Annotated in this window: 29 protein-coding genes; 17 read left to right on the top strand and 12 right to left on the bottom strand. The window is 71.1% G+C overall.

What is annotated here, in order from left to right; translation table 11 throughout:
- Positions 1 to 23: 23 nt before the first annotated feature.
- The 3 genes from ON36_RS12675 to ON36_RS12665 are packed head-to-tail and all read left to right on the top strand — an operon-like array spanning position 24 to position 1,405.
- Entirely contained in the window at positions 24 to 431 is a 408-nt protein-coding gene (locus ON36_RS12675; RefSeq protein WP_043651798.1) for a roadblock/LC7 domain-containing protein, read from the top strand.
- A 13-nt stretch (positions 432 to 444) separates the two neighbouring features.
- A complete protein-coding gene (locus ON36_RS12670; RefSeq protein WP_043651796.1) occupies positions 445 to 819 on the top strand; it encodes a DUF742 domain-containing protein in 375 nt (124 codons plus the stop codon).
- A complete protein-coding gene (locus ON36_RS12665) occupies positions 800 to 1,405 on the top strand; it encodes a GTP-binding protein (protein ID WP_043651793.1) in 606 nt (201 codons plus the stop codon). The genes ON36_RS12670 and ON36_RS12665 overlap by 20 nt, the downstream gene beginning before the upstream one ends.
- A gap of 43 nt (positions 1,406 to 1,448) precedes the next feature.
- Here ON36_RS12665 and ON36_RS12660 read toward each other — a convergent pair whose 3' ends face one another.
- The 4 genes from ON36_RS12660 to ON36_RS12645 all read right to left on the bottom strand — a co-directional run bounded on the left by ON36_RS12660 (position 1,449) and on the right by ON36_RS12645 (position 4,105).
- Complete coding sequence (locus ON36_RS12660; RefSeq protein ID WP_043651790.1) at positions 1,449 to 1,841, bottom strand: NUDIX hydrolase; 393 nt, start codon at positions 1,839 to 1,841, stop codon at positions 1,449 to 1,451.
- Positions 1,838 to 2,950, bottom strand: a complete 1,113-nt coding sequence (locus ON36_RS12655) for a DNA glycosylase AlkZ-like family protein (protein ID WP_043651787.1) — start codon at positions 2,948 to 2,950, stop codon at positions 1,838 to 1,840. Before ON36_RS12655 ends, ON36_RS12660 begins: the two co-directional genes overlap by 4 nt.
- A complete protein-coding gene (locus ON36_RS12650; protein WP_043651784.1) occupies positions 2,950 to 3,342 on the bottom strand; it encodes a BlaI/MecI/CopY family transcriptional regulator in 393 nt (130 codons plus the stop codon). Before ON36_RS12650 ends, ON36_RS12655 begins: the two co-directional genes overlap by 1 nt.
- Before the next feature lie 70 nt (positions 3,343 to 3,412).
- Positions 3,413 to 4,105 carry a MerR family transcriptional regulator gene (locus tag ON36_RS12645; protein ID WP_043651782.1) on the bottom strand — a complete coding sequence of 231 codons (693 nt, stop codon included), beginning with the start codon at positions 4,103 to 4,105 and terminating at the stop codon, positions 3,413 to 3,415.
- A 114-nt stretch (positions 4,106 to 4,219) separates the two neighbouring features.
- Here ON36_RS12645 and ON36_RS12640 point away from each other — a divergent pair, with 114 nt between their 5' ends.
- The 3 genes from ON36_RS12640 (at position 4,220) to dinB (ending at position 7,687) form a co-directional block, all read left to right on the top strand.
- A complete protein-coding gene (locus ON36_RS12640) occupies positions 4,220 to 5,437 on the top strand; it encodes an erythromycin esterase family protein (RefSeq protein ID WP_373281796.1) in 1,218 nt (405 codons plus the stop codon).
- 78 nt (positions 5,438 to 5,515) lie between these two features.
- Positions 5,516 to 6,325 carry an LLM class flavin-dependent oxidoreductase gene (locus ON36_RS12635; protein WP_043651776.1) on the top strand — a complete coding sequence of 270 codons (810 nt, stop codon included), beginning with the start codon at positions 5,516 to 5,518 and terminating at the stop codon, positions 6,323 to 6,325.
- A gap of 108 nt (positions 6,326 to 6,433) precedes the next feature.
- Positions 6,434 to 7,687, top strand: a complete 1,254-nt coding sequence (dinB, locus tag ON36_RS12630; RefSeq protein WP_043651773.1) for a DNA polymerase IV — start codon at positions 6,434 to 6,436, stop codon at positions 7,685 to 7,687.
- A 13-nt stretch (positions 7,688 to 7,700) separates the two neighbouring features.
- On the opposite strand, the gene ON36_RS12625 is transcribed toward dinB, so the two are convergent.
- The 5 genes from ON36_RS12625 to ON36_RS12605 are packed head-to-tail and all read right to left on the bottom strand — an operon-like array spanning position 7,701 to position 12,565.
- Entirely contained in the window at positions 7,701 to 8,579 is an 879-nt protein-coding gene (locus ON36_RS12625; RefSeq protein WP_043651771.1) for a phosphoribulokinase, read from the bottom strand.
- Between the two features lie 9 nt (positions 8,580 to 8,588).
- Positions 8,589 to 9,677: a class 1 fructose-bisphosphatase gene (locus ON36_RS12620; protein WP_043651814.1), complete on the bottom strand. Its 1,089-nt coding sequence runs from the start codon at positions 9,675 to 9,677 to the stop codon at positions 8,589 to 8,591.
- 8 nt (positions 9,678 to 9,685) lie between these two features.
- Complete coding sequence (locus tag ON36_RS12615) at positions 9,686 to 10,696, bottom strand: AAA family ATPase (RefSeq protein WP_052313920.1); 1,011 nt, start codon at positions 10,694 to 10,696, stop codon at positions 9,686 to 9,688.
- Complete coding sequence (locus ON36_RS12610) at positions 10,686 to 11,108, bottom strand: ribulose bisphosphate carboxylase small subunit (RefSeq protein WP_043651769.1); 423 nt, start codon at positions 11,106 to 11,108, stop codon at positions 10,686 to 10,688. Before ON36_RS12610 ends, ON36_RS12615 begins: the two co-directional genes overlap by 11 nt.
- 14 nt (positions 11,109 to 11,122) lie before the next feature.
- Positions 11,123 to 12,565: a form I ribulose bisphosphate carboxylase large subunit gene (locus ON36_RS12605; RefSeq protein WP_043651807.1), complete on the bottom strand. Its 1,443-nt coding sequence runs from the start codon at positions 12,563 to 12,565 to the stop codon at positions 11,123 to 11,125.
- A 168-nt stretch (positions 12,566 to 12,733) separates the two neighbouring features.
- Between ON36_RS12605 and ON36_RS12600 the strand changes: the two genes are divergently transcribed.
- Positions 12,734 to 13,606: a LysR family transcriptional regulator gene (locus ON36_RS12600; RefSeq protein WP_245558055.1), complete on the top strand. Its 873-nt coding sequence runs from the start codon at positions 12,734 to 12,736 to the stop codon at positions 13,604 to 13,606.
- Between the two features lie 21 nt (positions 13,607 to 13,627).
- Here the strand turns inward: ON36_RS12600 and ON36_RS12595 are convergent, their stop codons facing one another.
- The gene (locus tag ON36_RS12595; RefSeq protein ID WP_043651764.1) at positions 13,628 to 14,275 is read right to left on the bottom strand and encodes a dihydrofolate reductase family protein; all 648 of its coding nucleotides are present in this window, start codon (positions 14,273 to 14,275) and stop codon (positions 13,628 to 13,630) included.
- A 59-nt stretch (positions 14,276 to 14,334) separates the two neighbouring features.
- Here ON36_RS12595 and ON36_RS12590 point away from each other — a divergent pair, with 59 nt between their 5' ends.
- The gene (locus ON36_RS12590) at positions 14,335 to 14,856 is read left to right on the top strand and encodes a winged helix-turn-helix transcriptional regulator (protein ID WP_245558054.1); all 522 of its coding nucleotides are present in this window, start codon (positions 14,335 to 14,337) and stop codon (positions 14,854 to 14,856) included.
- Positions 14,857 to 14,859: 3 nt separating this feature from the next.
- On the opposite strand, the gene ON36_RS12585 is transcribed toward ON36_RS12590, so the two are convergent.
- On the bottom strand, positions 14,860 to 15,702 hold the full coding sequence (locus ON36_RS12585; protein WP_043651761.1) for a TIGR02452 family protein: 843 nt from the start codon (positions 15,700 to 15,702) through the stop codon (positions 14,860 to 14,862).
- A 191-nt stretch (positions 15,703 to 15,893) separates the two neighbouring features.
- Here ON36_RS12585 and ON36_RS12580 point away from each other — a divergent pair, with 191 nt between their 5' ends.
- Positions 15,894 to 16,709 carry a hypothetical protein gene (locus ON36_RS12580; protein WP_043651758.1) on the top strand — a complete coding sequence of 272 codons (816 nt, stop codon included), beginning with the start codon at positions 15,894 to 15,896 and terminating at the stop codon, positions 16,707 to 16,709.
- A gap of 35 nt (positions 16,710 to 16,744) precedes the next feature.
- On the opposite strand, the gene ON36_RS12575 is transcribed toward ON36_RS12580, so the two are convergent.
- Positions 16,745 to 17,515: an ESX secretion-associated protein EspG gene (locus ON36_RS12575; RefSeq protein ID WP_043651755.1), complete on the bottom strand. Its 771-nt coding sequence runs from the start codon at positions 17,513 to 17,515 to the stop codon at positions 16,745 to 16,747.
- Positions 17,516 to 17,710: 195 nt separating this feature from the next.
- Here ON36_RS12575 and ON36_RS12570 point away from each other — a divergent pair, with 195 nt between their 5' ends.
- From ON36_RS12570 to ON36_RS12535, 8 genes are all read left to right on the top strand, one after another.
- Complete coding sequence (locus tag ON36_RS12570) at positions 17,711 to 18,214, top strand: Rv3143 family two-component system response regulator (protein WP_444543629.1); 504 nt, start codon at positions 17,711 to 17,713, stop codon at positions 18,212 to 18,214.
- A 381-nt stretch (positions 18,215 to 18,595) separates the two neighbouring features.
- Positions 18,596 to 18,976 carry an NADH-quinone oxidoreductase subunit A gene (locus ON36_RS12565; RefSeq protein ID WP_043651753.1) on the top strand — a complete coding sequence of 127 codons (381 nt, stop codon included), beginning with the start codon at positions 18,596 to 18,598 and terminating at the stop codon, positions 18,974 to 18,976.
- Positions 18,977 to 19,016: 40 nt separating this feature from the next.
- Complete coding sequence (locus tag ON36_RS12560; protein WP_043651751.1) at positions 19,017 to 19,571, top strand: NuoB/complex I 20 kDa subunit family protein; 555 nt, start codon at positions 19,017 to 19,019, stop codon at positions 19,569 to 19,571.
- Complete coding sequence (locus ON36_RS12555) at positions 19,568 to 20,329, top strand: NADH-quinone oxidoreductase subunit C (RefSeq protein ID WP_043651748.1); 762 nt, start codon at positions 19,568 to 19,570, stop codon at positions 20,327 to 20,329. Before ON36_RS12560 ends, ON36_RS12555 begins: the two co-directional genes overlap by 4 nt.
- Positions 20,329 to 21,651: an NADH dehydrogenase (quinone) subunit D gene (gene nuoD, locus ON36_RS12550; RefSeq protein ID WP_043651746.1), complete on the top strand. Its 1,323-nt coding sequence runs from the start codon at positions 20,329 to 20,331 to the stop codon at positions 21,649 to 21,651. Before ON36_RS12555 ends, nuoD begins: the two co-directional genes overlap by 1 nt.
- The gene (nuoE, locus tag ON36_RS12545) at positions 21,648 to 22,349 is read left to right on the top strand and encodes an NADH-quinone oxidoreductase subunit NuoE (protein WP_043651744.1); all 702 of its coding nucleotides are present in this window, start codon (positions 21,648 to 21,650) and stop codon (positions 22,347 to 22,349) included. Before nuoD ends, nuoE begins: the two co-directional genes overlap by 4 nt.
- Positions 22,346 to 23,665 (top strand): NADH-quinone oxidoreductase subunit NuoF, encoded by a 1,320-nt coding sequence (nuoF, locus tag ON36_RS12540; RefSeq protein ID WP_043651742.1) that lies wholly within the window; start codon positions 22,346 to 22,348, stop codon positions 23,663 to 23,665. Before nuoE ends, nuoF begins: the two co-directional genes overlap by 4 nt.
- On the top strand, positions 23,662 to 25,256 hold a 1,595-nt coding region (locus tag ON36_RS12535; protein WP_157224855.1), incomplete at its 3' end, for an NADH-quinone oxidoreductase subunit G. The genes nuoF and ON36_RS12535, both read left to right, overlap by 4 nt.

Below are 25,256 nucleotides of genomic sequence, written 5' to 3'. Positions count from 1 at the left end.
GTCCGACGAACAGGAAGGCTGAGGTGAACGTGTCGAACCCCGGTGATCTGAACTGGCTGCTCGACGATCTCGTCGAGCGGCTGGCCGGTGTGCGCTATGCCGTCGTATTGTCCACCGACGGGTTGCTGCTGGGCCGCTCCGCGCAGATGAAGCGGGAGGACGCCGAGCACTTCGCGGCGATGTCGTCCACCCTCTACGGCCTGGCCCGCAGCGCGGGTACCCGCTTCGAGGGCGGCGGCGTGCGCCAGGCGGTGATCGAGCTCGACCACGCGGTCCTGTTCGTCACCTCCGCCGGCGACAACGCCTGCCTGGCGCTGCAGGCCACCGAGTCGGCGAACCTCGGTATGGTCGCCTATGAAATGAACCTGACGGTCCAGCGTGTCGGCAGCTACCTGTCGACCGAGCCGCGGCACGGTCTCGCGGAGCTATAGAAAGTTCTTCTCTATGACTCGAATCGGTGAGTCGTGGTTCGACGACGCGGCCGGGCCTCTGGTCCGGCCGTATGCGGTGACCCGAGGCCGCACCATGGGTGCGGCGCACGACCTGGACATGCTCACGGTCATCGTGACCGCGCCACATGCGCCCACGATGCGCCGCCCGGAGCCGGAGTACGCGCACATCATGCGCCTGTGCCGGACTCCCTGTTCGGTGGCCGAGGTCGCGGCCACCGTGAAACTGCCTCTGGCGGTGACGAAGATCCTCGTCGGCGATCTCATCGGCGAGGGCCAGCTGATCTTCCGCGCCCCGGTGCAAACCGAGGCCGGACCCGGTGATCTCAACGTATTGCGAGCGGTTCTGGATGGCATCCGAAAACTTTGACCCCACAGCACCCGGCGGCGCGCATCTGGCCGCCTCGGTGAAGATTCTCATCGCCGGCGGTTTCGGCGTCGGGAAGACCACCATGGTGTCCTCGATCAGCGAGATCGCCCCGCTGCGCACCGAGGAACTCATCACCGAGGTCTCCTCCGGCGTCGACGACCTGTCCGGCGTCGAGTCCAAGTCGACCACCACGGTGGCGCTGGACTTCGGCCGCATCACCATCGACAACGAACTGGTGCTCTACCTGTTCGGCACGCCCGGCCAGGACCGGTTCTGGTTCCTGTGGGACGAGCTGTGCCGCGGGGCGCTCGGCGCGATCGTGCTGGCCGACACCCGCAGGCTGAGCAACTCCTTCGCCGCGGTGGACTTCTTCGAGCGGCGCGGGCTGCCGTTCCTCATCGCGGTGAACTGCTTCGACGGCGCCCCGCGCTACACCGTCGACGAGGTCCGCGACGCGCTCGACATCGACGCGCGCACCCCGATCATGCTCTGCGACGCCCGGGATCGGCCGTCGGCCAAGCACGTGCTCACCAGCCTCGTCGAGTACCTGATCGACCGCGCCACCCGCACGCCGGTCACCACCTGAGACGTCTCCGGCGGCGCGGGTCCGCCGCCGGTGACGTCGCGGGTCAGCGCAGCTCGCCCGCCGCGTGCAGGTCGTCGAAGAGCAGCTGGTCGACCGGCGGCACGTGCGGTCGGTCGGCGTAGGAGAACCAGGCCAGCGCCTCGATCTCGCTGCTGGGCACCGGTTCCCCGGACACCTGCGCGGTGTAGCAGGCCATGCGCACCACCGCCCCGGGGACGCGTGCCTCGTACGTCCCCACGTGACGAGCGGATTCCGCCTTCACCACGACGCCGAGCTCCTCGGCCACCTCCCGCGTGAGCGTCTCGATATCGCTCTCCCCCGCTTCGCGTTTGCCGCCCGGGATGTAGAAGACGTCCTTGCCGCGGGGCCGCCCGCACAGGATGCGCCCGTCCCGCACGCGCACCCAGGCCACGGTGTCGATCAGCCGGTCGCTCATCGCACCACCGCGCCGGCCGCCAGGACGGGCCGCACGCGCTCGATCGCCCGCGCGAGCGCGTCGGCGCCGATCGAGCCGGCCTCGAACAGGTCGGTGTCCACTCCGTCCTCGGCGGCGGTCCAGGTACCCACGATGTGGCCGCCCGCGACGATCAGCGGCGAGATCCAGCCCGCGGTGCGGCTCACCTTCGCGCGGTGTTCCTTCGGCAGCAGGTCGGTGTCGCCGGTGCCGGGGCCGAGGACGTACTGATCGAACGGGCCGAGAAGGTACACCTCGTCGTCGGGCCGGGCGGCGGCGAGTTCGTCGAGGTGTTCGGTCAGCGCCCAGCGCGCCCGCCCGTCGACCTCGACCTCGGTCAGCCGCGCGCCGAGGTCGCCGAACCAGCCGCGCACCACGGTCTTGCGCAGACTGTTGCGGCTGAGCCAGGCGTCGAAGGTCTCGGGCAGGGCAGGCCCGTAGGCGCCGAGGTACGCGGGCACGAGCAGCCGCGCGGCGTCCTCGGGCGCGGGCAGGCCCGGCCAGCCCGGGATCAGCCGGGCCGGGCTGGTGAAGGTGATCTTGGCCCCCTGTGCGGGACCGTGGCACAGGGCGCCCTGCCAGGCCAGGGGTTTGAGGACGGTGCCCCAGCCCGACCGCAGCTGGTCGGCCAGCCCGGCGAAGGCGGGCTCGGCGACCAGGGCGTCGACGAGCTCCTCGCGGGTGAGCGCGCGGTCGGCCAGCAGCTCGGTCACCGCGGCGGCCAGGGCCCGCATCTGCTCGGGGTTCACGCCGAAGTTGCGCTGCCACACCGGTTTCTCCCAGGTGCGCGCCGAGCCTATGAGGGCAAGCGCGGCCGCGGCCTGCGCGGGCACCATGGCGTGCAGTGTGCCGCGCATCGTCCACGTCTTCACCACGTCGCCTGCCGCCAGCGCGGCGGCGACCCCGTCCCGGACCGCGGGCGCCGTCCGTACCGCCACGGCCGTCTCCGCGGCCGAGGCGACCTGTGCCTGCACACCCGCCAGGCGCTCGGACACCGGCGTCGCGGCGCCGTCCACGAGCGGCGCGGCGACCCACTGGCGCCGCAACCGCCAGGCCAGGACCTGTTCGGTGCTCAGCTGTAGCGTGCTCATCACTCCCCCACCCGCCGGGTGACCACCTGCCGCAGTGCGGCGCGCAGTCCGTCGGCCTCGTCGGCACTGATCCGTTCCACGAAATGACTCAATACCAGATCGGTCCGACCTCCCGTGCCCAGCGCCTCGAGCATGAGCTGGGCGCTGTACTCCTCGCGGCTCAGCGTCGGCCAGTACCGGTAGGCCTTCCCGGCGCGTTCCCGGGCGAGCCTGCCCTTGCGGTAGAGGTTGTCCATGGTGGACATGACGGTGGTGTAGGCGATCTCGCGCTCGGCGGCGAGTTCGTCGTGCAGCTCCCGGACGGTCGTGGCCGCCTCGTCGCGGTCCCAGAGCCGATTCATCAGGAGTTGTTCGAGCTCACCGAACCCACGCACCGACCGCCCACTCCTCATCGCCGTCGACTGGAAGTCGACTCACCTTACCCTCACCGCCGCGGCGACCGGGCTGTGCGGCAGTACGCCGTCACCGCGCGGACAACGTGAGGTAGCGGTCCAGCTCGGCGGCGCCGCCGAGCAGATCGCGGCTCCGCGCGGTCAGCCGCGCGTGCCAGGCGTCGAGGAAGGCGCGCAACGGTTCGGTGCCCCCCGCCTCGCGGACGGCGGCGAGGAACTGGGCGACCCGGCTCAGCGGATAGCCGCCGCGGCGCAGCTGCCGGGCGATCTCGGCGTCGCGGACCGCGGCCGGATCGTAGACGCGATACCCGGTGCCGTCCTCGCGCGCGGGCCGCAGGATGCCGTGGGTCTCCCAGGTGCGCAGGGTGGCGGGGTGCAGGCCGAGCCTGCGCGCCAGTTCGCCGACCGTGAGGGGCGGGCCGGGCACGGGCGAGGGCGCGGTGGTCGCGAGGGCGCCGAGGGCGGCGGCCACCTCGGCCCGGGTGCCGCGTTCGGCCAGCAGGTCGACGTGGGCGGTGTCGACGAGCCGGTAGGCCCGGTCGAGGTCGTCGCGGTGGATCGCGCGCAGGATGTCGGACGCGCCCTGGTGTCCGTGTCCGCGCCGCAGCGCGAGGAAGGCGCGCAGGGCCTGCGCGTGCAGAGCCGTGTAGTCGCGGTAACCGGTCGGTGTCCGCCCGGCAGGCGGGAGCACTCCGGCGTCCTCGTAGTTGCGGATCGCCTGCGCCGACAGGCCGTGCTCGCGGGCCAGGTCGATCGGCCGCATCACCCCTCCGATTGAGACTTTTCCCGGCACATCCCAGGTGGAATCCGTGCAGGTTTCACCCGAATCTTCAACGATACCGTCGAAGGTGATCCAGCCGGATCCAGTCGGAAGGAGATCCTCATGACCACAGCCCTGCCCGCGATCGGCCGGCCCGCCGCCGCTCGGGCGGATCTGGCCCGCGCCCTCGACGACCTGCTCGCCGCCCGCCCGGTGCCGCCCGCGGTCCTCGCGCTCGGCGAACCGACCCACGGCATCCCCGCGTTCCCGCTGCTGCGCAACGACGTCCTGGCCCACCTCGCCGACCGCGGTTTCCGCTCGATCGTCCTCGAGACCGACGTCTTCGCCGCCGCCCTGGTCGACGACTACGTCACCGGCGCGGACACCGACCTCGAGACGGTCCTGGCCACCGGCCTGAGCCACCGTTTCGGGAACGTGCCCGGCAACCGCGAGCTGCTCGAGTGGCTGCGCGCCCACAACGCGGCGCGGGAACCCGCCGACCGCATCCGGTTCCACGGATTCGACGCCCCGCTCGAACAGACCGAGGTGCCGAGCCCCCGCGCCGCGCTCACCACGGTGGCCGCCTTCCTGCCCCCGGCCCGGCGCCCCGCCTCCGCCGCCGACCTGGACACCCTGATCGGCGACGACGCCGCCTGGACCGACCCCGCCGCCGTCTACGACCCGGCGCTGTCCATCGGCGACTCGGATCGGGCCCGCGCCCTGCGCCTGGTCGCCGACGACCTCACCAGCGCCCTGCGCCGCCTCGCGCCCGCGCTGCGCCCCGCCGACCCCGCGGCCTACGACCGCGTGCTCGCCCACGCCCGCACGGCCAAGGGCCTGCTGCGCTATCACGCGGCCCTCGCCGCGCCGGGACCCGACCGCATCGCTCTGCTGCTGAGCCTGCGCACCGAGATGATGGCCGACAACCTGCGTGCCGTCCTCGGCCGGGAGCAGGACCGCGGGCCCACGCTGGTCTTCGCGCACAACGTCCACCTGCAGCGCACCGACTCGCGGATGACCATGGGCGGGGCCGAGCCGAGCTGGAGCGGCGCGGGCGCGATCCTCGCGACGGAACTGGGCGAGCGCTACGTCGTCGTCGCCACCGACGCGAACCCGCGCCCCGAACCCGGCACCCTCCAGCACGTGCTCGCCGCCGCGACCACGGGCCGCGCTCTGTTCCCGGCCGCCGAGCTGCGCGCGGCGCTCGATCCCGCGCTCACCGCCGGCGCGCCGATCGTCCAGGGGCACATCCCGCTGGGTCCCGAGGACCTGGCGGGCGCCGACGCGGTCGTGTTCGTCGCCGACACCGACGGCGTCCGGCACCCATACTGGTAGCGGCGCGCGGGCACCGATGAGTTCGCGGGGCGCGGGCCGTCGACACCGGTGTATACACCGACCGACAGGAGTACAGGCATGACCAGACCGTTCCGGTTCGGCGTCGTCGCCCCGCTGACCAGCACCCCGGCCGCCTGGCGGGACGGGGCCCGCCGGGTCGCCGACTGCGGCTGTTCGACGCTGCTGGTGCCCGACTACCCGCTCCTGCAGCCGGCGCCGGGCCCGCTGCTGGCGACCGCGGCGGCGATCACCGGCCTGCGGGTCGGCACCTGGGTCTACGCGTCGCCGCTGCGTCCGCCGTGGCTGACCGCGTGGGAGGCGCACTCGCTGTCGCTGATGACCGACGGCCGCTTCGAGATGGGGATCGGTGTCGGGCGGCCGGGCATCGAGGACGAACTGCGCGACCGCGGCGTGCCCGGCGTCGTGCCCCCGCCCGCGGCGCGGCTGGACCAGATCCGCGACACCGTCACCGCGCTGCGGGAATTCGACGGCCCGGACCGCCGCACACCGGTGGCGATGGCGGTCCACGGCCCGAAGGCCCGCGCGCTGGCGGCCGAGCTCGCCGACACGGTCACCCTCGCGCTGGGCGATCAGCCGCGTGCCGAGGTCGCGCGGCTGGCGGCCGACTTCCGCGCGCGACCCGACATCGAGCTGGCCCTGGCGGTCCCGGTCATCGGCGACAGCGTCGCGCCGCACATGGCGCCGCCGTGGACCGATCCCGCGGCCCTGCGCGCCGCGGACGCGGTCACCGTGCTGCCCGACGATCCCGCGGCCGCCGTCGAGGCGATCCAGCGCCTGCGCGAGGAGATCGGCTTCTCCTACTTCGTCTTCGGCGCCGCCTACGCCGAGCGCTTCGCGCCGGTCGTCGCCGCGCTCGCAGGCCGCTAGCCCGCGCTGCGTCCGGCGCGCGTCGCCGTCGACACTTCCGGCGCGGCGCGCCCGCGACGACCGCCGGGCGCGGAGACCGGCGCACCTGTCGGGCATCGATGCGAACATATGTTCGTGTCCGACCCCGAGCTACCCGCCGCCACACCGCGCCCGCGGCGTCCCCGGATCGCGGCCCGCGCCGAGGCCTCGATCCTGCACGCCGATCTCGACTCGTTCTACGCCTCGGTCGAGCAGCGCGATCAGCCCTGGTTGCGCGGGAAACCGGTGATCGTGGGCGGCGGGGTGGTGCTCGCGGCCAGCTACGAGGCCAAGGCGTTCGGCATCCGCACCCCGATGAACCAGGGCCAGGCCCTGCGGCTGTGCCCGCACGCGATCGTGGTGCCCCCGCGCATGGCGGCCTACGCCGAGGCCAGCCGCGCGGTGTTCGACGTCTTCGCCGACACCACCCCGATCGTGGAGGGAATCTCCATCGACGAGGCCTTCCTGGACGTGGGCGGGTTGCGTCGGATCCGTGGGGAACCGATCCACATCGCGCGCCGCCTGCGCGCCGACGTCCGCCGCGAGGTCGGCCTGCCCATCTCCGTCGGTATCGCCGCCACCAAGTTCCTGGCCAAGGTGGCCTCCGCCGACGCCAAGCCCGACGGCCTGCGCCTCGTCGAACCCGAGCGCGAGCTGGAGTTCCTGCATCCCCTCCCGGTCGAACGGCTCTGGGGCGTCGGCGCGGTCACCGCCGCCACCCTGCACGGCCACGGCATCACCCGGGTCGGGCAGATCGCCGAACTCGGCGAGGACCACCTGCGCGCCATCCTCGGTCCCGGGGCCGCCCGCCACCTGTTCGCCCTTTCCTGGGCGCGCGACCCGCGCCGGGTCGAGACCGGCGTCCGCCGCCGGTCCATCGGCGCCCAGCGCGCCCTCGGCCGCCGCCATCGCGACCCCGACGACCTGCCCGCCTTCCTGGACGGGCTGACCGACCGGCTCGGCCGCCGCCTGCGCGCCGCCGACCGCGTCTGCCGCACGGTGGTGCTGCGCCTGCGTTTCGACGACTTCACCCGCGCCACCCGATCGCAGACCCTGGTCACCGCCACCGACGACACCGCGACCCTGCGCGCGGCCGCCCGCCGGCTGCTCGACGCCGCCATGCCGCTCGTGCACGAGCGCGGCATCACGCTGATCGGCCTGTCGCTGACCAACCTCGACGACGCCGACACCATGCAGCTCTCGCTGCCGCTGCATCCGCGTGCCGAGAACACCCTCGACACCACCCTCGACGACCTGCGCCGCCGGTTCGGCTCGGCCGCCGTCACCCGCGCCGCGCTGCTGAAGCGCGGCGAGGGTCTCTCGGTCCCGCTGCTGCCGGACTGACGGTCGTCCCGGCTCAGACGAACCGTTTGGGCCGTTTGTCCATCAGCCGCAGGATGAGCGGGGTGAAGATGAGCTGCATCGCCAGGTCCATCTTCCCGCCGGGCACGACGATGCAGTTCGGCCGCGACATGAACGAGTCGTGCAGCATGGACAGCAGATACGGGAAGTCGATGACCTTCGGGTCGGCGAACCGGATGACCACGAAACTCTCGTCCGCGGTCGGGATGGTCCGCGCGACGAACGGATTCGAGGTGTCCACCGTCGGCACCCGCTGGAAATTGACGTAGGTCCGCGAGAACTGCGGGCAGATGTACTTCACGTAGTCGGGCATGCGCCGCAGGATGGTGTCGATGACCGCTTCGCTCGAATATCCCCGAACGTTCTTGTCCCGGTAGACCTTCTGGATCCACTCGAGATTGATGATCGGCACCACGCCGACCAGCAGATCGGTGTGCCGGGCGATGTCGACGGTGTCGGTGACCGCGGCGCCGTGCAGGCCCTCGTAGAACAGCAGGTCGCTGCCGGGGGCCAGATCCTCCCAGGGTGTGAAGGTGCCCGCGGGCTGCCCGAACGGCTTGGCCTCCTCGTCGTCGTGCAGATACCGGCGCACCTGCCCGACCCCGGATTCGCCGTAGTCGCGGAACAGCGTCTCCAGCTCGGGCAGCAGGTTGGCGTCCTCCCCGAAGTGGGAGAAGGTCGTGTTGCGTTGCTGCTCGGCCTCGGCCATCGCGACCTTCATGGCCGCGCGGTCATAGCGATGGAACGAATCCCCCTCCACCACGGCCGCGGTGATGCCCTCCCGCCGGAAGATCTCCTGGAAGGTGCGGGTGACACTGGTGGTGCCCGCCCCCGAGGACCCGGTGATCGCGACGACCGGATGCTTGACCGACATGTGCGCCTCCTACCCCTGCGCGCGTTCGTGACGGGCGGGCCGGAACAGCGACCGGCTGCCGAAGAGCGAGCTGTCGAAACTGGGTCCCGCGTCGGGTTCGCGGTGGTACCGCTCGATCCGCAGCACCTCGTGCCGCGAGCCGAAGATGAACGGCACCCGCTGATGGACCTCGGTGGGCCGCACCGTCATCACCCGCTCGGTGCCGGTGGTCGCCGCGCCGCCCGCCTGCTCGACGATGAAGGCGATGGGATTGGCCCCGTACAGCAGCGACACCCGGCCCGGCCGCGCCGGATTGCGGGTGTCACGCGGATACAGGTAGACCCCGCCGCGGGTGAGGATGTGGAACGTGTCGGCGACCAGCGAGGCCACCCAGCGCATGTTGAAGTCGCGCCCGCGCGGCCCGTCGACCCCCTCGAAGCACTCGTGCACGTACCGGCGCACCGGCCGTTCCCAGAACCTCTCGTTGGCGGCGTTGATGGCGAATCCCGAGGTGTCGTCGGCGATCCGCATGTTCGGGTGCGTGAGCACGAAGGCACCGATCTCCCGGTCCAGGGTGAAACCGTCGACCCCCGATCCCGTGGTGAGCACCAGCATGGTGGCGGGCCCGTAGAGGGTGAATCCGGCGCAGACCTGCTGGGTGCCGGGTTGCAGGAAGTCGGCGTCGGTCGCCTGGGCCGTCGGGTCGTCGGAGAGGTGGTCGGGTGCCCGCAGGATCGAGAAGATCGATCCCACGGGCAGGTTGACATCGATGTTGCTGGCGCCGTCGAGCGAGTCGAAGGCCAGCAGGTACTTGCCGCGGCGCTGGGTGTGCGCCACGGGCAGGACCTGGGTCATCTGCTCGGACAGCAGGGCCGAGAGGTGGCCGGTCCACTGCGTCTGGGCGACCATGATCTCGTTGGTCAGCGCGTCGAGGCGGCGGCGCACCGACCCCTCGCCCGCGGTGTGACCGATGATGGCCCCCCTGGTCACCTGGTTGGCGATGATCTTCGCCGCCGTGGCCACGACGTTGACCAGCCCGGAGAACTCGCCCGAGGAGCCGGGGTGCCGGTGTTCGGACTCGATCGTGTACCGGGTGAGGGTCTTCAATCCTTGGGGCATCACGCGCCTCACTTCATGCTCGGTACCCGTTCGGGTTCGGTGGCGGCCGCGGCGAACACGCTGCTGCCCAGCACGTCGGCACCGCTGAGGGTGATCAGGTCGTCGCGGGAGAGCGGGCGGTGCTCCTCGACCAGCCGTTTGGCCTGGCGCAGCCGGCAGCGGTCGAGCGCGTTGCGCACGCTGCGGGCGTTGGAGAAGCGCGGCCGCTGCCTCCGCAGGGTCAGGTACTCGTCGAAGGCGGCGCGCCCGGCGGCGTCGAAGCGGAAGTTCTCCCGCTCGACCATGAGTTCGGCGATGCCGAGGAGTTCGTCGTGGGTGTAGTCGGCGAACTCCAGGTGGTGGGCCACCCGCGAGGACAAGCCGGGATTGGCGCCGAAGAAGCGGTCCATCCGGTCGGGGTAGCCGGCGAAGATGACCACGAGGTTGCCACGTTCGTTCTCCATCTCCTGCAGCAGGATCTCGATCACCTCCTGCCCGTAGTCGCGCTCGTTCTCCGGCCGGAACAGGTAGTAGGCCTCGTCGATGAACAGCACCCCGCCTGCGGCCTTGGCCAGCGCCTCCTTGGTCTTGGGCGCCGTGTGGCCGATGAACTGGCCGACCAGGTCGTCGCGGGTGACGGTGTGCACCTTGGGTTTACGGATGTAGCCCAGCGCGTGCAGCATCTGCGCCATGCGCAGGGCGACGGTGGTCTTGCCCGTGCCGGGCCCGCCGGTGAAGCTCATGTGCATGGTCGGCCGCGACGACTCGAGCCCGAAGCGCCGCCGCGCCCGGTCGATCATGAGCAGCGCCGCGATCTCGCGCACCCGCACCTTCACGTTGGCCAGCCCGATGAGCTCCGCGTCGAGGGCGGCCAGGGTCTGCTCGACGTCGTGGCCCGCCAGGTCGCCGTCGAGATCGAGCAGCGCGTCCGGCGCCAGGATCTCCTCGGCCGCTTCGGTGTCCGCGGCGGGCCGCCCCGGCCGGGCGTCGGTGACGCCCGGCCGGGCCAGCCGGAAACCGCTGCCGGTCTCAGCCGCCATAGCGCTGCCCCTGCGGGCGCTCGGTGGCGTAGGAACGCACACCGTAGACCTGGCGCCGGTCGGCGCCCTCGGACCGCGTGAGCACGAAACCGGGCTCCTCGGCCGGGCGCTGCACCAGGAAACTCAGCGCCGTGGTCTGCTTGGTGTAGGTCGCGTCGTAGGCGTTGACGCGGATGTAGTGCCTCGGGAAGGTCGCGCGGCAGGCATTGATCTCGGCCAGTACTCCGTCGGGTTCGTCGAGGTCGAACAGCGGCAGCCCCCACATCTCCCAGTAGACGTTGCGCGGGTGCGGGTCGTCGGTGTACTCGATCGACACCGGCCAGTTGTTGAGCAGCGCGTAGCGCACCTGCGCGGCGATCTCCTCGTCGGTCAGCTCGGGCAGATACGAGAACGTGCCCTGTCGCAGATACATGCCGGTCCCCTTTCTCAGATGCTGGCCGTCGGCACCGCGTCGGGCGCGTCGGTGGAGGTGTAGTCGAAGGTGACATCGCCCCAGGTCGACAGCGCGACCTCGAGGGACCGGTTCGTGGAGGCCGCCGTGCGCAGGACGTCGGGGCCCTCCTTCAGCAGGTCCCGTCCCTCGTTGCGGGCCTTCACCACCGCCTCCAGCGCGACGCGATTGGCCTCGGCACCCGCCGCGATCCCGAGCGGGTGGCCGATGGTGCCGCCGCCGAATTGCAGGATGACGTCGTCACCGAACAGGTCGAGCAGCTGGTGCATCTGGCCGGCGTGGATGCCACCGGAGGCGACGGGCATGACGCCGGGCAGGCTGGCCCAGTCCTGATCGAAGAAGATGCCGTTGCCCGGGTTGGCCGGGATGTGGTTCTCCCGCAGCGTGTCGTAGAACCCGCGCGTGGTCGCCGGGTCGCCCTCGAGCTTGCCGACGACGGTGCCCGCGTGCAGGTGGTCGACGCCGATGAGCCTGCACCACTTGGCCAGCACCCGGAAGCTGACGCCGTGGGTCTTCTGCCGGGTGAAGGTGGAGTGCCCGGCCCGGTGCAGGTGCAGCAGCACCCCGTTGCGGCGCGCCCACTTGGCCATCGACTGCATGGCCGTGTAGCCGACCGTGAGGTCGATCATGATGACGACGCTGCCCAGTTCCTTGGCGAACTCGGCCCGCTCGTACATGTCCTCCATGGTCGCGGCGGTGACGTTGAGGTAATGGCCTTTGATCTCGCCGGTTTCGGCCATCGCCCGGTTCACCCCCTCCATGGCGAACAGGTACCGGTCGCGCCAGCGCATGAACGGCTGGGAGTTGATGTTCTCGTCGTCCTTGGTGAAGTCGAGGCCGCCCTTGCAGGCCTCGTAGATCACCCGGCCGTAATTGCGCGCCGACAACCCGAGTTTCGGTTTCACCGTCGCGCCGAGCAGCGGCCTGCCGTATTTGTTCAGGTATTCGCGTTCCATCACCGTCCCGTGCGCCGGACCCTGGAAAGTCTTGACATAGGCGACGGGAATGCGCATGTCCTCCAGCCGCAGCGCGAGCAACGGCTTGAATCCGAAGACATTGCCGATCACCGACGAGGTCAGATTGGTGATCGACCCTTCCTCGAAGAGATCGAGATCGTAGGCGATGTAGGCGAAGTATTCCCCCGGCCTGCCCGGCACCTCGTCGACGCGATAGCACTTGGCCTGATACTTCGAGTGGGCGGTGAGCCGATCGGTCCACACGACTGTCCAAGTGGCCGTGGAGGATTCGCCCGCCACGGCGGCGGCGGCCTCGATCGGGTCGACGCCCGGCTGCGGGGTGACCCGGAACACCGCGAGCACATCGGTGTCACCGGGGACGTAGTCGGGCGCGTAATATCCCATCGACGCGTACGACTGAACACCCGGATCCCAACGATCCCGTTCGGTTTGTTCGGCCATCATTCCTCCTGGACTCGGCCCGATGCGCTACCATGCCCGCTTTTCACCGGAACCGGTGAATTCGGTGTGCGCCTGGCGAATTCCAGGATGCGGGCACGGCCCGCCGCGAACAATCTGAATGTTTCCGCAAACACTCAACCGAAAGATTGGGTTTGCTACCGTCTACTCATGGGTAACGTGAGTGCGGGGCGTATGGAAACGTTCCTCACCGTCGCCCGGCTGGGCAGCATCCGCCGCGCCGCCGCCCAGCTGCACGTCACCGAGGCCGCCGTGTCGGCGGCCGTCGCCCACGTCGAGAAGCAGCTGGGCGCCAAGCTGATCACCAAGTCCGGGCGGGGGATCGCCCTCACCGAGGCGGGTCGCGTCTACGCCGAGTACTGTCGCGGCATCCTCGGCATGATGAAGGAGGCCCACGCCGCGGTCCGCCAGGCCGAGGCGGGCCGACTGCGCATCGGCGTCGTGGCGACCGCGGGCGAGTCGGTCGTGCTGCGCCCCCTCGCCTCGTTCCGCCGCCGCTATCCCGATGTCGAGCTGAGCCTGTCGATCCATCCCCGCGACGCCCTGTTCCTCGAACTCCAGCACCACGAAACGGATCTCGTCATCGCGGGCCGCCCCCCGCACGACGCGAACCTGGTGATCCAGGCCCGCCGCCCGTCGACCCTGGTGGTGGTCGGCGCGAGTCACCTGACCGACCCGAACACCGCCACCTGGCTGTTGCGCGGCCACGGCTCGGGCACCCGCGAGGCCACCCTGGCCCTGCTCGACCGGCTCCAGGTCGACCCGCCCACGCTGACCCTCGGCTCGCACGGCGCCGTGATCGCCGGCGCCCGCGAGGGCCTCGGCATCACCCTGATCCACTCCGACGCCGTCGGCGAGCACCTGGAGTCCGGCGCCCTCCAGACCATTCCGCTGCCCGGGACGCCGCTCCAGCGCGCCTGGCACGCCATCACCACCCGCACCCCCACCCCGCCGACCCGGCTGTTCCTCGCCCACCTGCTCGACCCGGCCCAGGTCGGCGCCGGGGCGTTCCTCCCCGCCTGAGCACCGGCGCGGGCGGCGGGGTCACTTCCGCCAGAAGAGGTGGTGCACGACCCCGCTCGCGCTCGGCACCTTCTCCAGGTGGAACCGGTCGGTGAGCTCGTCCGGGCTCTCCCACAGCCGTTCCCCGCACCCGAGCGTCACCTCCGGCAGCACGGCGCAGTGCAGGGAGTCGATCAGGTCGGCCGCGAGGAACTCCCGCACCGTCGCCACCCCGCCGCCGATCCGGACATCCTTGCCGTCGGCGGCCGCGAACGCCTGCTTCAGGGCGTCCTCGGGCGAGGCGTCGACGAAGTGGAACGTCGTCTCGCCCAGCGTGAACGAGGGCCGCACGTGATGGGTGAGCACGAACACCGGCGTGCGGAACGGCGGCTCGTCGCCCCACCAGCCCTGCCAGTCGTAGTTCTCCCACGGTCCCCGCTGCGGGCCGAACTTGTTGCGGCCCATGATCTCCGCGCCGATGTTGTTGTGGAAGTCGCGCGTGAAGTAGTCGTCGAGGCCGTAGCTCCCGCCGGGCTCCGCACGGTTGGGCCAGTGCGCGGTGGCCCCGGCCCAGGAGGCGAGCTTCGCCGGGTCGGCGTGCCCGAAGGGCCGCTCGCGACTCTGCCCCTCCCCCGCCCCGAATCCGTCGCCCGACAGCATGAAGTTCTGCACCCGCACCCGCTGCGCCATCTCGATCCCCTTTCCGATTGCATGTTGCAAGCAGTAGGGAACCTACCTAAACTGGTCTCGTGTCGCAACCAGTTGTCGCAGATCAGCTCCCCTTCCCGCGCGGCCGCTCCGGCTGCCCGATCAACATGACGATGGAGCTGCTGGGCGACCGCTGGAGCCTGATCGTGTTGCGCGACATCATGTTCAGCGGCAACACTCATTTCCGCGAACTGCTCGCCGGCTCGATGGAGGGCATCGCCTCCAACATCCTGGCCAACCGCCTGGCCAAGCTCGTCGGCGCCGGCCTGCTGACCCGCCACGACGACCCCACCCACCGTCAGAAGGTCGAATACCGGCTCACCGCGGCGGCGATCGATCTCGTCCCCGTCCTGGCCCAGATCGGCGCCTGGGGCGCCCGCTGGCTCGACACCGCACCCGCGCTGACCATCCGCGCCGAGCTCCTCGCCGAGGGCGGCCCCGACCTGTGGGAGCGCTTCATGGCCGAGCTCCGCGCCACCCACCTCCACGGCGCGCCGCCGCCGCCCGACGGGGTCCTGGCCGAGCTGACCGCCGCCTACCTGCGGGTCGCCGCGCGGAGCTGACCGTCAGGCCGGGGCGACCCACCGCGCGCCGCCGCCCGCCTGCCCGAACCGCGCCTCGAACGCCGCCCGGTTCGGCGACGGGGTCCGCCGGTCCCACACCGCGAACACCACCCGGTCGAACGCCGCCCCGTACCGCCGCAGCCCGGCCGCGAACGCCTCCGCCACCTCCGCCGGGTCGTTGGCGAACACCCCGCACCCCCAGGCCCCGAGCACCAGTTCGCGCACCTCGTGCCGCGCGGCCACCGCGAGCACCCGCAGCGCCCGCTCCGCCAGCACCTCGCGCACGTCCAGCGCGTCCTCACGCTTGCGCAACTCGCCTGCGTTGGGCGCGGGCGAGGTCAGGAACGTGACCGGCCACGGACGCGTCAGTTCCCCGCCGTCGTCACGGATCACGGGCACGTCCGGCGAGACGATCACCCGGTGGCTGTAGCGCAGGTCCGCCGAAGCCCGGTGCGCCGCATAGTAATCCGAGGCCTCGACGAGGCAGGTGTAGAGCAGCGCGCTGCGACACAGATCCTCCTCCTGGGCCCGCGCGCCGCGCAGATACCCGCCACCCGGGTTCCGCGCCGATGCGAAGTTGAGGACCCCGACCCGCCCGCGACCGCCCGCCAGCCGCCGCGCCGCGGCCACGCCCCCCTCCCCGGTGACCTCGACCACCGCCGGTCCCGGCCCCGGCGCCCCCGCCGCGACGAGCGCGTCGAGCGCCTCGGGCGTGTACGACACCGTCCCCCGCCGCGCCGCGTCCAGCAGGCCACCGATCCCGACGTCTTCCCCTGCGGCACGGTAACTCCCGCGCTCCACGATCCCCTCGTTGTCGACGGCGATCCGCTGCATCCTGTTGCTCATACCGGGGACGGTACGTCGCCGCCGACCTCCCCGCCACAGGTTTTTGTCATCTGCACAATAACTCGCCACCGCCCCCTGTCCGGCGGTCCCCTGCCCCCGCCTCCGCGGCAGACAGTGGGGGGCGGCCGACAGGTTGGTTGCATAGTTTCTAAACTAGTCATGTAGACAACGCACTGCGCGGGGAGATCCACATGCCGACATCGCCGGACGACGACATCGCCCTCCCCGATCCCCACGTCCGCGCGCTCGGCATCGCCGTGATCGCGGGCGGAGCTCACCGCGAACGACAGCCGGTGGACATCGCCATGGAGTCCTACGCGACGTTTCTCGATCAGCACACCGCGCTCCCGATCGCCCGGATGAAGCTTGTCGACAACGCCCCTCGTGCCGTCGCCGACCACATCGCCGGACTGCCCGAGACCGTGGCCGCGTTCGTCATCGGGCTACCGCCCGCCGAGAACGCGATCGTCCAGGCGCTCGCCGCGACCGTCGGCGACCGCCTCGTCGTCACGGATACCGACATCCTGGCCGCGTCCGTCGGCGCGGCCGTCCTCACCGCTCACCGCGCGCTCGGCACCACCGCCGCGCGGAGACGATCGGCGGTTCTCGGCAGCGATCGCGTCCCGCTGCTTCCCGCGGTATTGCGCGATCTGGGCCTCGGCGCCGTCCACGGGATCCCTTCCGAGAAGATTTCCACGCGGGATCTGCTCGCGATCACCGAGAACCACGAGGTGGTGGTCGATTTCACCGGCCGGATTGCCACCTGGACCCCGACGGCGGGCATCCTGATCCCCCACTGCGCGCTCTATCAGGTATGCGTGGCCCTGCCCGGTGTCGTACACGCGCTCTGCGGACACCCGACCGCGATCCCGACGCCCGCGGTCCTCGCCGCGGCAGCTCGCGCGATCGCCACGTTCACCGCGCCCGGTCGCACGCTCCCGGACCCGGACACGCCGGGCCTTCCGGAGGCGGTGGCCCGGGCCGTGACAGCCGTCCTCGACCGGTGAGCCTCGCCCGGCCCCTGCCGCGATACCTGGCCCGCTCACCAGGCGGCGGCACGCCCCTCCCGCAGCCGGCGCCGCGCTGCCTCGATCCACCCGCCGAACAGTGCCGTCAGGTGGGCGGACCCCGCCGGCGAGACGGTGAGGTGCTCCCGGGACCGCCGGAGAAGGTATCGACCGTCGTCCTGCACATCGGCCCATCGCGCCGAGTGCCAGGGCTCGGCTCTGCCCGTCACCGATCCCGGGCGGAGGTCGGCGTGCCCGCCGCCGTCGATCGGGCGGGCCAGGATGGCGTCCAGCCGGTCCCCCGGGGTCCGCCGCCGGCCCGACCCGCCCCGCGGTCCCTGGATGTCGGCGACAGGAAACGTGTCCGCCGGATGTGTCCCGGCGGGGAACTCCGGCACGATCCAGCCGAGCTTGCCGGGCAGCTCCTCGGGCCGCAGCACGCGGCACCTGATGCGCTCCTCGACACCGCCGGTCTCGGTCTGCGAGAACAGCACAGCCCGGTGCGCGGTCTGCGCGGCCAGCAACCGATACCCCCGCTCCCGCCCGCCGCCGAACGTTCGCGACCCACACACGATCTCGATCCGGAAGTCCGCGTGCGTCACCGTGTGGAACGCCAGCTCGATCAGCTCGCGCTCGTCGACCTCGTAACGCCGTCGAACGGCCCGCTCGTGCTCTCCGAGAGCGGCGACGTCGTCGAACCGGCTGGTGAAGCCCAGCGGGAACGGAAAGCGATCCCGACCGGGACCGAACCAGAGCGCGGCGAAATCATCGGGTTCCCAGATCCATTCCGCCCTCACACCGGCCATCGAAGTCCAGTTCACCCCGCGGTCCCCCCTTCGCCGATACTCCTTCGTCCCGGTGGTCACCGATCCGACCGATCGCGCGCACCCATGACACGGGCCCGCGATCGAGCGAACGGCCACCACCACTTGGACGCGCCGGGCACCCGCACGGTTCCCGCCAGGCCAGCTACGGTACGCCGGAGCTGGTCGCCGGATCCGATGCGCGGAGCGGGCGAGGCCGTCTGCGCCGCCGGCTCGACACACCCACTTCCCCCGATCCCCCACGCACCCAACCCGTCTGCCCGTACCATCCCTCCCGTGGCCGAGACTACTGCTCCACTGCGTGTGCTGGTCTACAGCAATGATGCCGATACCCGGCAGCAGGTGATGCTGGCGCTGGGGAAGCGGCCGGATCCGGATCTGCCGGAGCTGGCGTTCCTCGAGGTGGCCACGGCGCCGGTGGTGATCGAGTCGATGGACGCGGGGGCGGTGGATCTGGCGGTGCTGGACGGGGAGTCCGCGCCGGCCGGGGGGCTGGGGATCGCCAAGCAGTTGAAGGACGAGATCGAGCCGTGTCCGCCGCTGGTGGTGCTGACGGGACGGCCGGACGACGCGTGGCTGGCGAACTGGTCGCGGGCGGAGGCGGCGGTGCCGCATCCGATCGATCCGATGCAGCTGACCCGGACGGTGGTCGGCCTGCTCCGGGCGCGGGTGGCGAGCTGAGCGACCGCCGAGCGAACCACTCGGGATCATCCCGGCCCACCGGACAGTCCGGTGCGCCGGGCATTTTTGCATAACCGCTGGTGACAACCCGGTCGAGCGGCGCGCTGCCCGCTCGCGATTACCCGCGTCTGTGTCATGAATCCCTGTACTTAATTCGATCAAAGCGGGCCCGGGAAACCGGCTGCGCGGTTACCTTACGGGCGTAATCTGTGCCGTAGCTCACACGAGCGCGGGTTTGGTATCACCCTCACGCCACAGCCCCGGCGTGAGTCCGTTCGGCGGACAACGATGTCGGCCCGTCTCGCACAGCTGCCCGACAGCGGTGATCGCGGCCGGCGCCCCACAAGGCTCCGCCGGCTCCAGCGAGGAGGGAAGTGCAGCGTGAACATCGAGGTGCCCGCACTCGTGCTCGGCGCCATCGCGGCGGCCTTCGCGGTGTTCTCCGTGGTCATGGCGTCGCTGATCGGCCCCAAGCGGCGCAATCGCGCGAAACTGGAAGCCTACGAGTGCGGTATCGAGCCCACCCCGCACGCGGTGGCGGGCGGCCCGGGAAACGAGACGGGGCAACGCTTTCCGGTGAAGTACTACCTCACCGCGATGCTGTTCATCATCTTCGACATCGAGATCGTGTTCCTGTACCCGTGGGCCGTCCACTTCGACACGCTCGGTCTCTTCGGTCTCGCCGCGATGGCGCTGTTCATCGTCAACGTCTCCGTCGCCTACGCCTACGAATGGCGGCGCGGCGGACTCAGCTGGGACTGACAACCGCTACCAGCACAACCGAAGTGGGGAAGAAGTCGACATGGGTCTGGAAGAGAAGCTGCCCAGCGGATTCCTGCTGAGCACCGTCGAGGATTTCGCGGGATATCTCCGCAAGGGATCGCTGTGGCCGGCCACCTTCGGGTTGGCCTGCTGCGCGATCGAGATGATGGCCACCGGCGCAGGGCGCTTCGACCTGGCGCGATTCGGCATGGAGGCGTTCCGCGCCTCGCCGCGGCAGGCCGACCTGATGATCGTGGCCGGGCGGGTGAGCCAGAAGATGGCACCGGTGCTGCGTCAGGTCTACGACCAGATGACCGAGCCGAAATGGGTGCTGGCCATGGGGGTCTGCGCCTCCTCGGGCGGCATGTTCAACAACTACGCGATCGTGCAGGGCGTCGACCACATCGTGCCGGTCGACATCTACCTGCCCGGCTGCCCGCCCCGGCCGGAGATGCTGCTCAACGCCATCCTCGCGCTGCACGCGAAGATCGCCGAATCGCCGATGGGTGTCAACCGCGAGGAAGCGGTGAAGGCCGCCGAGGCGGCGGCGCTGGCCAGCACCCCGACCATCCGGATGGAAGGCCTGCTGCGATGACCTTCGATGCGCCCGAGGGCGCCGAGAACCGTTCCGGCGGAGACATTCCCGAGCCCGCTCCCGATCCGGCGCCGCCCGCGCCCGCCGCACCGCCCGCCGACGAGGTCATCGGCACGCGGCACGGCATGTTCGGCGCCGAGGGCACCGGGGACACCTCCGGCTACGGCGGGCTCATCCGGCAGGTCGCGCTGCCCGGCGGCACTCCCCCGCCCTACGGCGGCTGGTTCGATCCGTTCGTGGGGGCGCTGCGGGCCGCGCTCACGGCGCGGATCGTCAGCTTCGAGCGGGCCATCGAGAAGGTCGTGGTGTTCCGCGACGAGCTCACCCTGCACGTGCGGCGCGACCTGCTGGTCGAGGTGGCGAGCGCGCTGCGCGACGACGAGACCCTGCGGTTCGAGCTGTGCCTCGGGGTGAACGGCGTCCACTACCCCGACGACGCGGGGCGCGAGCTGCACGCGGTCTACCACCTCATGTCGATCACGCACGGCAGGCGGGTGCGGCTCGAGGTGTCGGTGCCGGACGCGGATCCGCGTCTGCCGTCGCTGTTCTCGGTGTATCCGACCTGCGACTGGCACGAGCGCGAGACCTACGACTTCTTCGGCCTGCTGTTCGACGGACACCCGTCGCTGACCCGCATCACCATGCCCGACGACTGGCGCGGTCACCCGCAGCGCAAGGACTACCCGCTCGGCGGGATCCCGGTGGAGTACAAGGGCGCGCGCATACCGCCGCCCGACGAGCGGAGGGACTACCGCTGATGACAGACACGGACTTCCGGCGCGACGATTCGGCGGACGCACCGTCGGTCACCGTCGCCGGGCAGGACTGGGATCAGGTCGGCACCGTGCTCACGGGCGCGGGCGAGGAGCGCATCGTGGTCAACATGGGCCCGCAGCACCCCTCCACGCACGGGGTGCTGCGGCTCATCCTCGAGATCGAGGGCGAGACGGTCACCGAGGCCCGCTGCGGCATCGGGTATCTGCACACCGGCATCGAGAAGAACCTCGAGTTCCGCACGTGGACCCAGGGCGTCACCTTCGTGACGCGCATGGACTACCTCTCGCCGTTCTTCAACGAGACCGCCTACTGCCTCGGCGTGGAGAAACTGCTCGACATCACCGAGCAGATCCCCGAGCGCGCGACGGTCGTCCGGGTGCTGCTCATGGAGCTCAACAGGATCTCCTCGCACCTGGTCGCCCTGGCCACCGGAGGCATGGAACTCGGCGCGCTGACCCCCATGCTGTTCGGGTTCCGGGAACGCGAACTGATCCTCGACGTGTTCGAGACGATCACCGGGCTCCGCATGAACCACGCCTTCATCCGGCCCGGCGGGCTCGCCCAGGACCTGCCCGACGACGGGGTCGCCAAGGTGCGCGAGCTCCTCGACGTGCTGCCGGGACGGCTGCGCGACATGGAACACCTGCTCAGCGCCAACCCGATCTGGAAGAAGCGCACCCAGGACATCGGCTACCTCGACCTGACGGGCTGCATGGCGCTCGGCATCACCGGCCCGGTGCTGCGGGCGACGGGTCTGCCGCACGACCTGCGCAGGGCCGCGCCCTACTGCGGCTACGAGAACTACGAGTTCGACATCCCGACCACCACCGGGTGCGACTGCTACGGGCGCTACTACATCCGCGTCGCCGAGATGCGCGAATCCCTCAAGATCGTCGAACAGTGCCTGGACAAGCTGCGGCCCGGGCCGGTCATGATCGACGACAAGAAGATCGCCTGGCCCGCCGATCTGCGGCTGGGACCGGACGGCCTCGGCAACTCGCCCGAGCACATCGGCAAGATCATGGGCACCTCGATGGAGGCGCTCATCCATCACTTCAAGATCGTCACCGAGGGCATCCGGGTCCCGGCCGGGCAGGTGTATTCGGCGGTGGAGTCCCCGCGCGGCGAACTCGGGGTGCACATGGTCTCCGACGGCGGGACCCGGCCGTACCGGGTGCACTACCGCGATCCCTCGTTCACCAATCTGCAGGCGGTGGCGGCGATGTGCGAGGGCGGCATGGTCGCCGACGTCATCGCCTCCGTGGCCAGCATCGACCCCGTCATGGGCGGAGTGGACCGATGACCAGCGACACACCGGCCGGCGCGCCGATCCTGCTGCAGCTGAGCGTGAAACCGCACCCCTACGAACCCGATACGCGGCAGCGGCTCGAGCTCGACGCCAAGTCGATCATCGACCGGTATCCGCAGCCGCGGTCGGCGTTGCTGCCGCTGTTGCACCTGGTGCAAGCCGAGGACGGCTACGTTACCGGCACCGGGATCGAGTTCTGCGCCGAGCAGCTGGGGCTCACCGCGGCCGAGGTCACCGCGGTGGCGACCTTCTATTCGATGTACCGGCGCACACCGACCGGGGACTACCACGTCGGCGTCTGCACGAACACGCTCTGCGCGGTGATGGGCGGCGACGCCGTCTACGAGGCGCTGCAGCAGTATCTGGGCGTGGGGCACGGGGAGACCACGCCCGACGGCAAGGTGACCCTCGAGCACATCGAATGCAACGCCGCCTGCGACTACGCGCCGGTCGTGATGGTGAACTGGGAGTTCTTCGACAACCAGACGCCCGAATCCGCCCGCGCGCTGACCGATGCGCTCCGGCGCGGCGAGCAGGTCACGCCGACGCGGGGCGCGCCGCTGTGCACCTTCCGCGAGACCGCGCGGATCCTGGCCGGTTTCCCCGACGAGCGGCCCGGCGCCCTCGACGGCGACCCGGGACCGGCGACCCTGGCCGGCCTGCGCGCGGCCGACGAGGAGGGGCCGAGATGACCACGCTGACACCGGTACTCAGCCGCCACTGGGCGCAACCGCACTCGTGGACCCTGAGCAGCTACCGCGCCACCGGCGGCTACGAGGGACTGCGGGTCGCGTTGCGGCACACCCCCGACGAGGTGATCCAGACGGTCAAGGACGCGGGGCTGCGCGGCCGCGGCGGCGCCGGCTTCCCGACCGGGATGAAGTGGTCGTTCATCCCGCAGGGGCCGCGGCCGGACGGCACCGTCCCGCCGCACTACCTGGTCGTCAACGCCGACGAGTCGGAACCCGGTACCTGCAAGGACATTCCGCTGATGCTGGCCACGCCGCACACCCTGGTCGAGGGCGTGATCATCGCGGCATACGCCATCCGCGCGGCGCACGCGTTCATCTACGTGCGCGGCGAGGTCGTGCCCGTGTTGCGCCGCCTGCAGGCCGCGGTCGCGGAGGCCTACGCGGCCGGGTATCTCGGTCGCGACATCCTCGGGTCCGGGTTCGACCTCGAGCTGGTCGTGCACGCCGGCGCGGGCGCCTACATCTGCGGCGAGGAGACGGCGCTGCTCGACTCCCTCGAGGGGCGACGGGGGCAGCCGCGGCTGCGGCCGCCGTTCCCGGCCGTGGCCGGGCTCTACGCCTGCCCCACGGTCGTCAACAACGTGGAGTCCGTCGCCAGCGTGCCGCCGATCCTGCGGCACGGCGTCGACTGGTTCCGATCCATGGGCACGGAGAAGTCGCCGGGGTTCACCCTGTACTCGTTGTCGGGTCACGTGACGCAACCGGGCCAGTACGAAGCACCCCTCGGCATCACCCTGCGCGAGCTGCTCGGGTACGCCGGCGGGGTGCGGGCGGGACACTCGCTCAAGTTCTGGACACCCGGCGGTTCCTCGACGCCGCTGTTCACCGCGGAGCACCTCGACGTCCCCCTGGACTACGAGGGAGTGACCGCCGCGGGCTCGATGCTCGGCACCAAGGCGTTGCAGATCTTCGACGACACCACCTGTGTGGTGCGCGCCGTGACGCGCTGGACGGAGTTCTACGCGCACGAGTCCTGCGGCAAGTGCACCCCGTGCCGGGAGGGCACCTACTGGCTCGTCCAGCTGCTGCGCAGGCTGGAGGCGGGCCACGGGACCGAGGCCGACCTCGACAAGCTCCTCGACATCGCCGACAACATCAACGGCAAATCGTTCTGCGCGCTCGGCGACGGCGCGGCCAGCCCGATCGTGTCCTCGCTGAAGTACTTCCGCGAGGAGTACCTGCGGCACGTGCACGGCGGCGGCTGCCCGTTCGACCCGGCCCGCTCCACCGTCTGGGCAGTGGAGGAGACAAGATGACCCGAGCATCACGCAACGATGCCGTGGGAGGTGGCGGCCGGACGACCGGTGCGCCCGCCCCGGCCCCCGCGACCGGAAGCCAGGCGCAGGCACCCGACCTCGTCACCGTCACCATCGACGACACCGCCGTGCGCGTGCCCGCGGGCACCCTGCTCATCCGCGCCGCCGAACTGATCGGCGTGCAGATCCCCCGCTTCTGCGATCACCCGCTGCTCGACCCGGTCGGCGCCTGCCGCCAGTGCCTGGTGGAGGTGGAGGGCCAGCGCAAGCCGGTGGCCTCGTGCACGATCCCGGTCACCGACGGGATGGTGGTGCGCACGCAGCTGTCCTCGCCGGTCGCGGAGAAGGCGCAGCGCGGGGTGATGGAACTGCTGCTGATCAACCATCCCCTGGACTGTCCCGTCTGCGACAAGGGCGGCGAGTGCCCGCTGCAGAACCAGGCGATGTCCACCGGGAGCGCCGAGTCGCGCTTCGACGGGGTGAAGCGCACCTATCCGAAGCCGATCCCGCTGTCGACCGCCGTGCTGCTCGACCGCGAGCGGTGCGTGCTGTGCGCGCGGTGCACCCGTTTCTCCCAGCAGGTGGCGGGCGACCCGTTCATCGAGCTGATGGACCGCGGCGCGCTGCAGCAGGTCGGGACCGCGGAGTCCGAACCGCTCGACTCCTACTTCTCGGGCAACACCGTGCAGATCTGCCCCGTCGGGGCGCTCACCGGCACGGCCTACCGGTTCCGGGCGCGGCCGTTCGACCTCGTGTCCTCGCCGAGCGTGTGCGAACACTGCGCCTCGGGCTGCGCCCAGCGCACCGACCACCGGCGCGGAAAGGTGTTGCGCCGCCTCGCCGGTGACGATCCGCAGGTCAACGACGAGTGGAATTGCGACAAGGGCCGGTGGGCGTTCGCCTACGCCACCGAACGCGACCGGCTGACCACGCCGCTGGTCCGCGACGACTCCGGCGAACTCGTGCCCGCCTCGTGGTCGCAGGCGCTGGCGGTCGCCGCCGAGGGTCTGCGGGCGGCGGTCGACGCCGGGGTGGTGGTCGGGGGCCGGGTCACCGAGGAGGACGCCTACGCCTACGGCAAGTTCGCGCGCATGGTGCTGGGCACCAACGACATCGACTTCCGCACGCGCGTCCATTCGGTGGAGGAGGCCGAGTTCCTCGCCGCCCAGGTCGCGGGCAGCGGGGTCCTGGTCGACTACGAGCGGATGGAACGGGCGCCCCTGGTGCTGCTCGCCGGATTCGAGCCCGAGGAGGAATCGCCGATCGTCTACCTGCGGCTGCGCCGCGCGGCCCGCAAGCGCGGGCTGCGCGTCGTGTCGCTGGCGGCGCTGGCCTCCCGCGGACTCGAGCGCATGGCGGGCACGCTGCTGGCCACCGCGCCCGGCGGGGAGGCTGCGATGCTGAATCTGCTGGCCGCTGCGGTGGATACGGAGATGATCGCCCCGGCGCTCGTCGACGCGCTCGTGACCGGGCGCGGAGCGGCGGCCCCCGAGGAGTCCGGTGCCCGGCATCGCGCGGCGGAACCGGAGAGCGGCGGCGTCGATCGGCCGCGCAGGCTGACCGAGGCCGCCGCCGAACTGACCGGCCTGGT

The sequence above is a fragment of the Nocardia thailandica NBRC 100428 genome (assembly GCF_000308795.1).
Lineage (GTDB): Bacteria > Actinomycetota > Actinomycetes > Mycobacteriales > Mycobacteriaceae > Nocardia > Nocardia thailandica.
Note: the sequence above shows the minus strand (reverse complement) of the source record. Positions and strands in the feature narration are given on the sequence as shown.

What these genes read in the sequence shown, in the direction of transcription:
- ON36_RS12570 (WP_444543629.1), top strand. Translation starts at nt 17,711, where the DNA reads ATGCGCGGAGCGGGCGAGGCCGTCTGCGCCGCCGGCTCGACACACCCA.
- ON36_RS12645 (WP_043651782.1), bottom strand. Translation starts at nt 4,105, where the DNA reads ATGCGGCCGATCGACCTGGCCCGCGAGCACGGCCTGTCGGCGCAGGCG.
- ON36_RS12610 (WP_043651769.1), bottom strand. Translation starts at nt 11,108, where the DNA reads ATGTATCTGCGACAGGGCACGTTCTCGTATCTGCCCGAGCTGACCGAC.
- ON36_RS12635 (WP_043651776.1), top strand. Translation starts at nt 5,516, where the DNA reads ATGACCAGACCGTTCCGGTTCGGCGTCGTCGCCCCGCTGACCAGCACC.
- ON36_RS12665 (WP_043651793.1), top strand. Translation starts at nt 800, where the DNA reads ATGGCATCCGAAAACTTTGACCCCACAGCACCCGGCGGCGCGCATCTG.
- nuoD (WP_043651746.1), top strand. Translation starts at nt 20,329, where the DNA reads ATGACAGACACGGACTTCCGGCGCGACGATTCGGCGGACGCACCGTCG.
- ON36_RS12660 (WP_043651790.1), bottom strand. Translation starts at nt 1,841, where the DNA reads ATGAGCGACCGGCTGATCGACACCGTGGCCTGGGTGCGCGTGCGGGAC.
- ON36_RS12650 (WP_043651784.1), bottom strand. Translation starts at nt 3,342, where the DNA reads ATGAGGAGTGGGCGGTCGGTGCGTGGGTTCGGTGAGCTCGAACAACTC.
- dinB (WP_043651773.1), top strand. Translation starts at nt 6,434, where the DNA reads ATGTTCGTGTCCGACCCCGAGCTACCCGCCGCCACACCGCGCCCGCGG.
- ON36_RS12600 (WP_245558055.1), top strand. Translation starts at nt 12,734, where the DNA reads ATGGGTAACGTGAGTGCGGGGCGTATGGAAACGTTCCTCACCGTCGCC.
- ON36_RS12605 (WP_043651807.1), bottom strand. Translation starts at nt 12,565, where the DNA reads ATGGCCGAACAAACCGAACGGGATCGTTGGGATCCGGGTGTTCAGTCG.
- ON36_RS12595 (WP_043651764.1), bottom strand. Translation starts at nt 14,275, where the DNA reads ATGGCGCAGCGGGTGCGGGTGCAGAACTTCATGCTGTCGGGCGACGGA.
- nuoE (WP_043651744.1), top strand. Translation starts at nt 21,648, where the DNA reads ATGACCAGCGACACACCGGCCGGCGCGCCGATCCTGCTGCAGCTGAGC.
- ON36_RS12555 (WP_043651748.1), top strand. Translation starts at nt 19,568, where the DNA reads ATGACCTTCGATGCGCCCGAGGGCGCCGAGAACCGTTCCGGCGGAGAC.
- ON36_RS12655 (WP_043651787.1), bottom strand. Translation starts at nt 2,950, where the DNA reads ATGAGCACGCTACAGCTGAGCACCGAACAGGTCCTGGCCTGGCGGTTG.
- nuoF (WP_043651742.1), top strand. Translation starts at nt 22,346, where the DNA reads ATGACCACGCTGACACCGGTACTCAGCCGCCACTGGGCGCAACCGCAC.
- ON36_RS12620 (WP_043651814.1), bottom strand. Translation starts at nt 9,677, where the DNA reads ATGCCCCAAGGATTGAAGACCCTCACCCGGTACACGATCGAGTCCGAA.
- ON36_RS12625 (WP_043651771.1), bottom strand. Translation starts at nt 8,579, where the DNA reads ATGTCGGTCAAGCATCCGGTCGTCGCGATCACCGGGTCCTCGGGGGCG.
- ON36_RS12670 (WP_043651796.1), top strand. Translation starts at nt 445, where the DNA reads ATGACTCGAATCGGTGAGTCGTGGTTCGACGACGCGGCCGGGCCTCTG.
- ON36_RS12575 (WP_043651755.1), bottom strand. Translation starts at nt 17,515, where the DNA reads ATGGCCGGTGTGAGGGCGGAATGGATCTGGGAACCCGATGATTTCGCC.
- ON36_RS12615 (WP_052313920.1), bottom strand. Translation starts at nt 10,696, where the DNA reads ATGGCGGCTGAGACCGGCAGCGGTTTCCGGCTGGCCCGGCCGGGCGTC.
- ON36_RS12560 (WP_043651751.1), top strand. Translation starts at nt 19,017, where the DNA reads ATGGGTCTGGAAGAGAAGCTGCCCAGCGGATTCCTGCTGAGCACCGTC.
- ON36_RS12585 (WP_043651761.1), bottom strand. Translation starts at nt 15,702, where the DNA reads ATGAGCAACAGGATGCAGCGGATCGCCGTCGACAACGAGGGGATCGTG.
- ON36_RS12580 (WP_043651758.1), top strand. Translation starts at nt 15,894, where the DNA reads ATGCCGACATCGCCGGACGACGACATCGCCCTCCCCGATCCCCACGTC.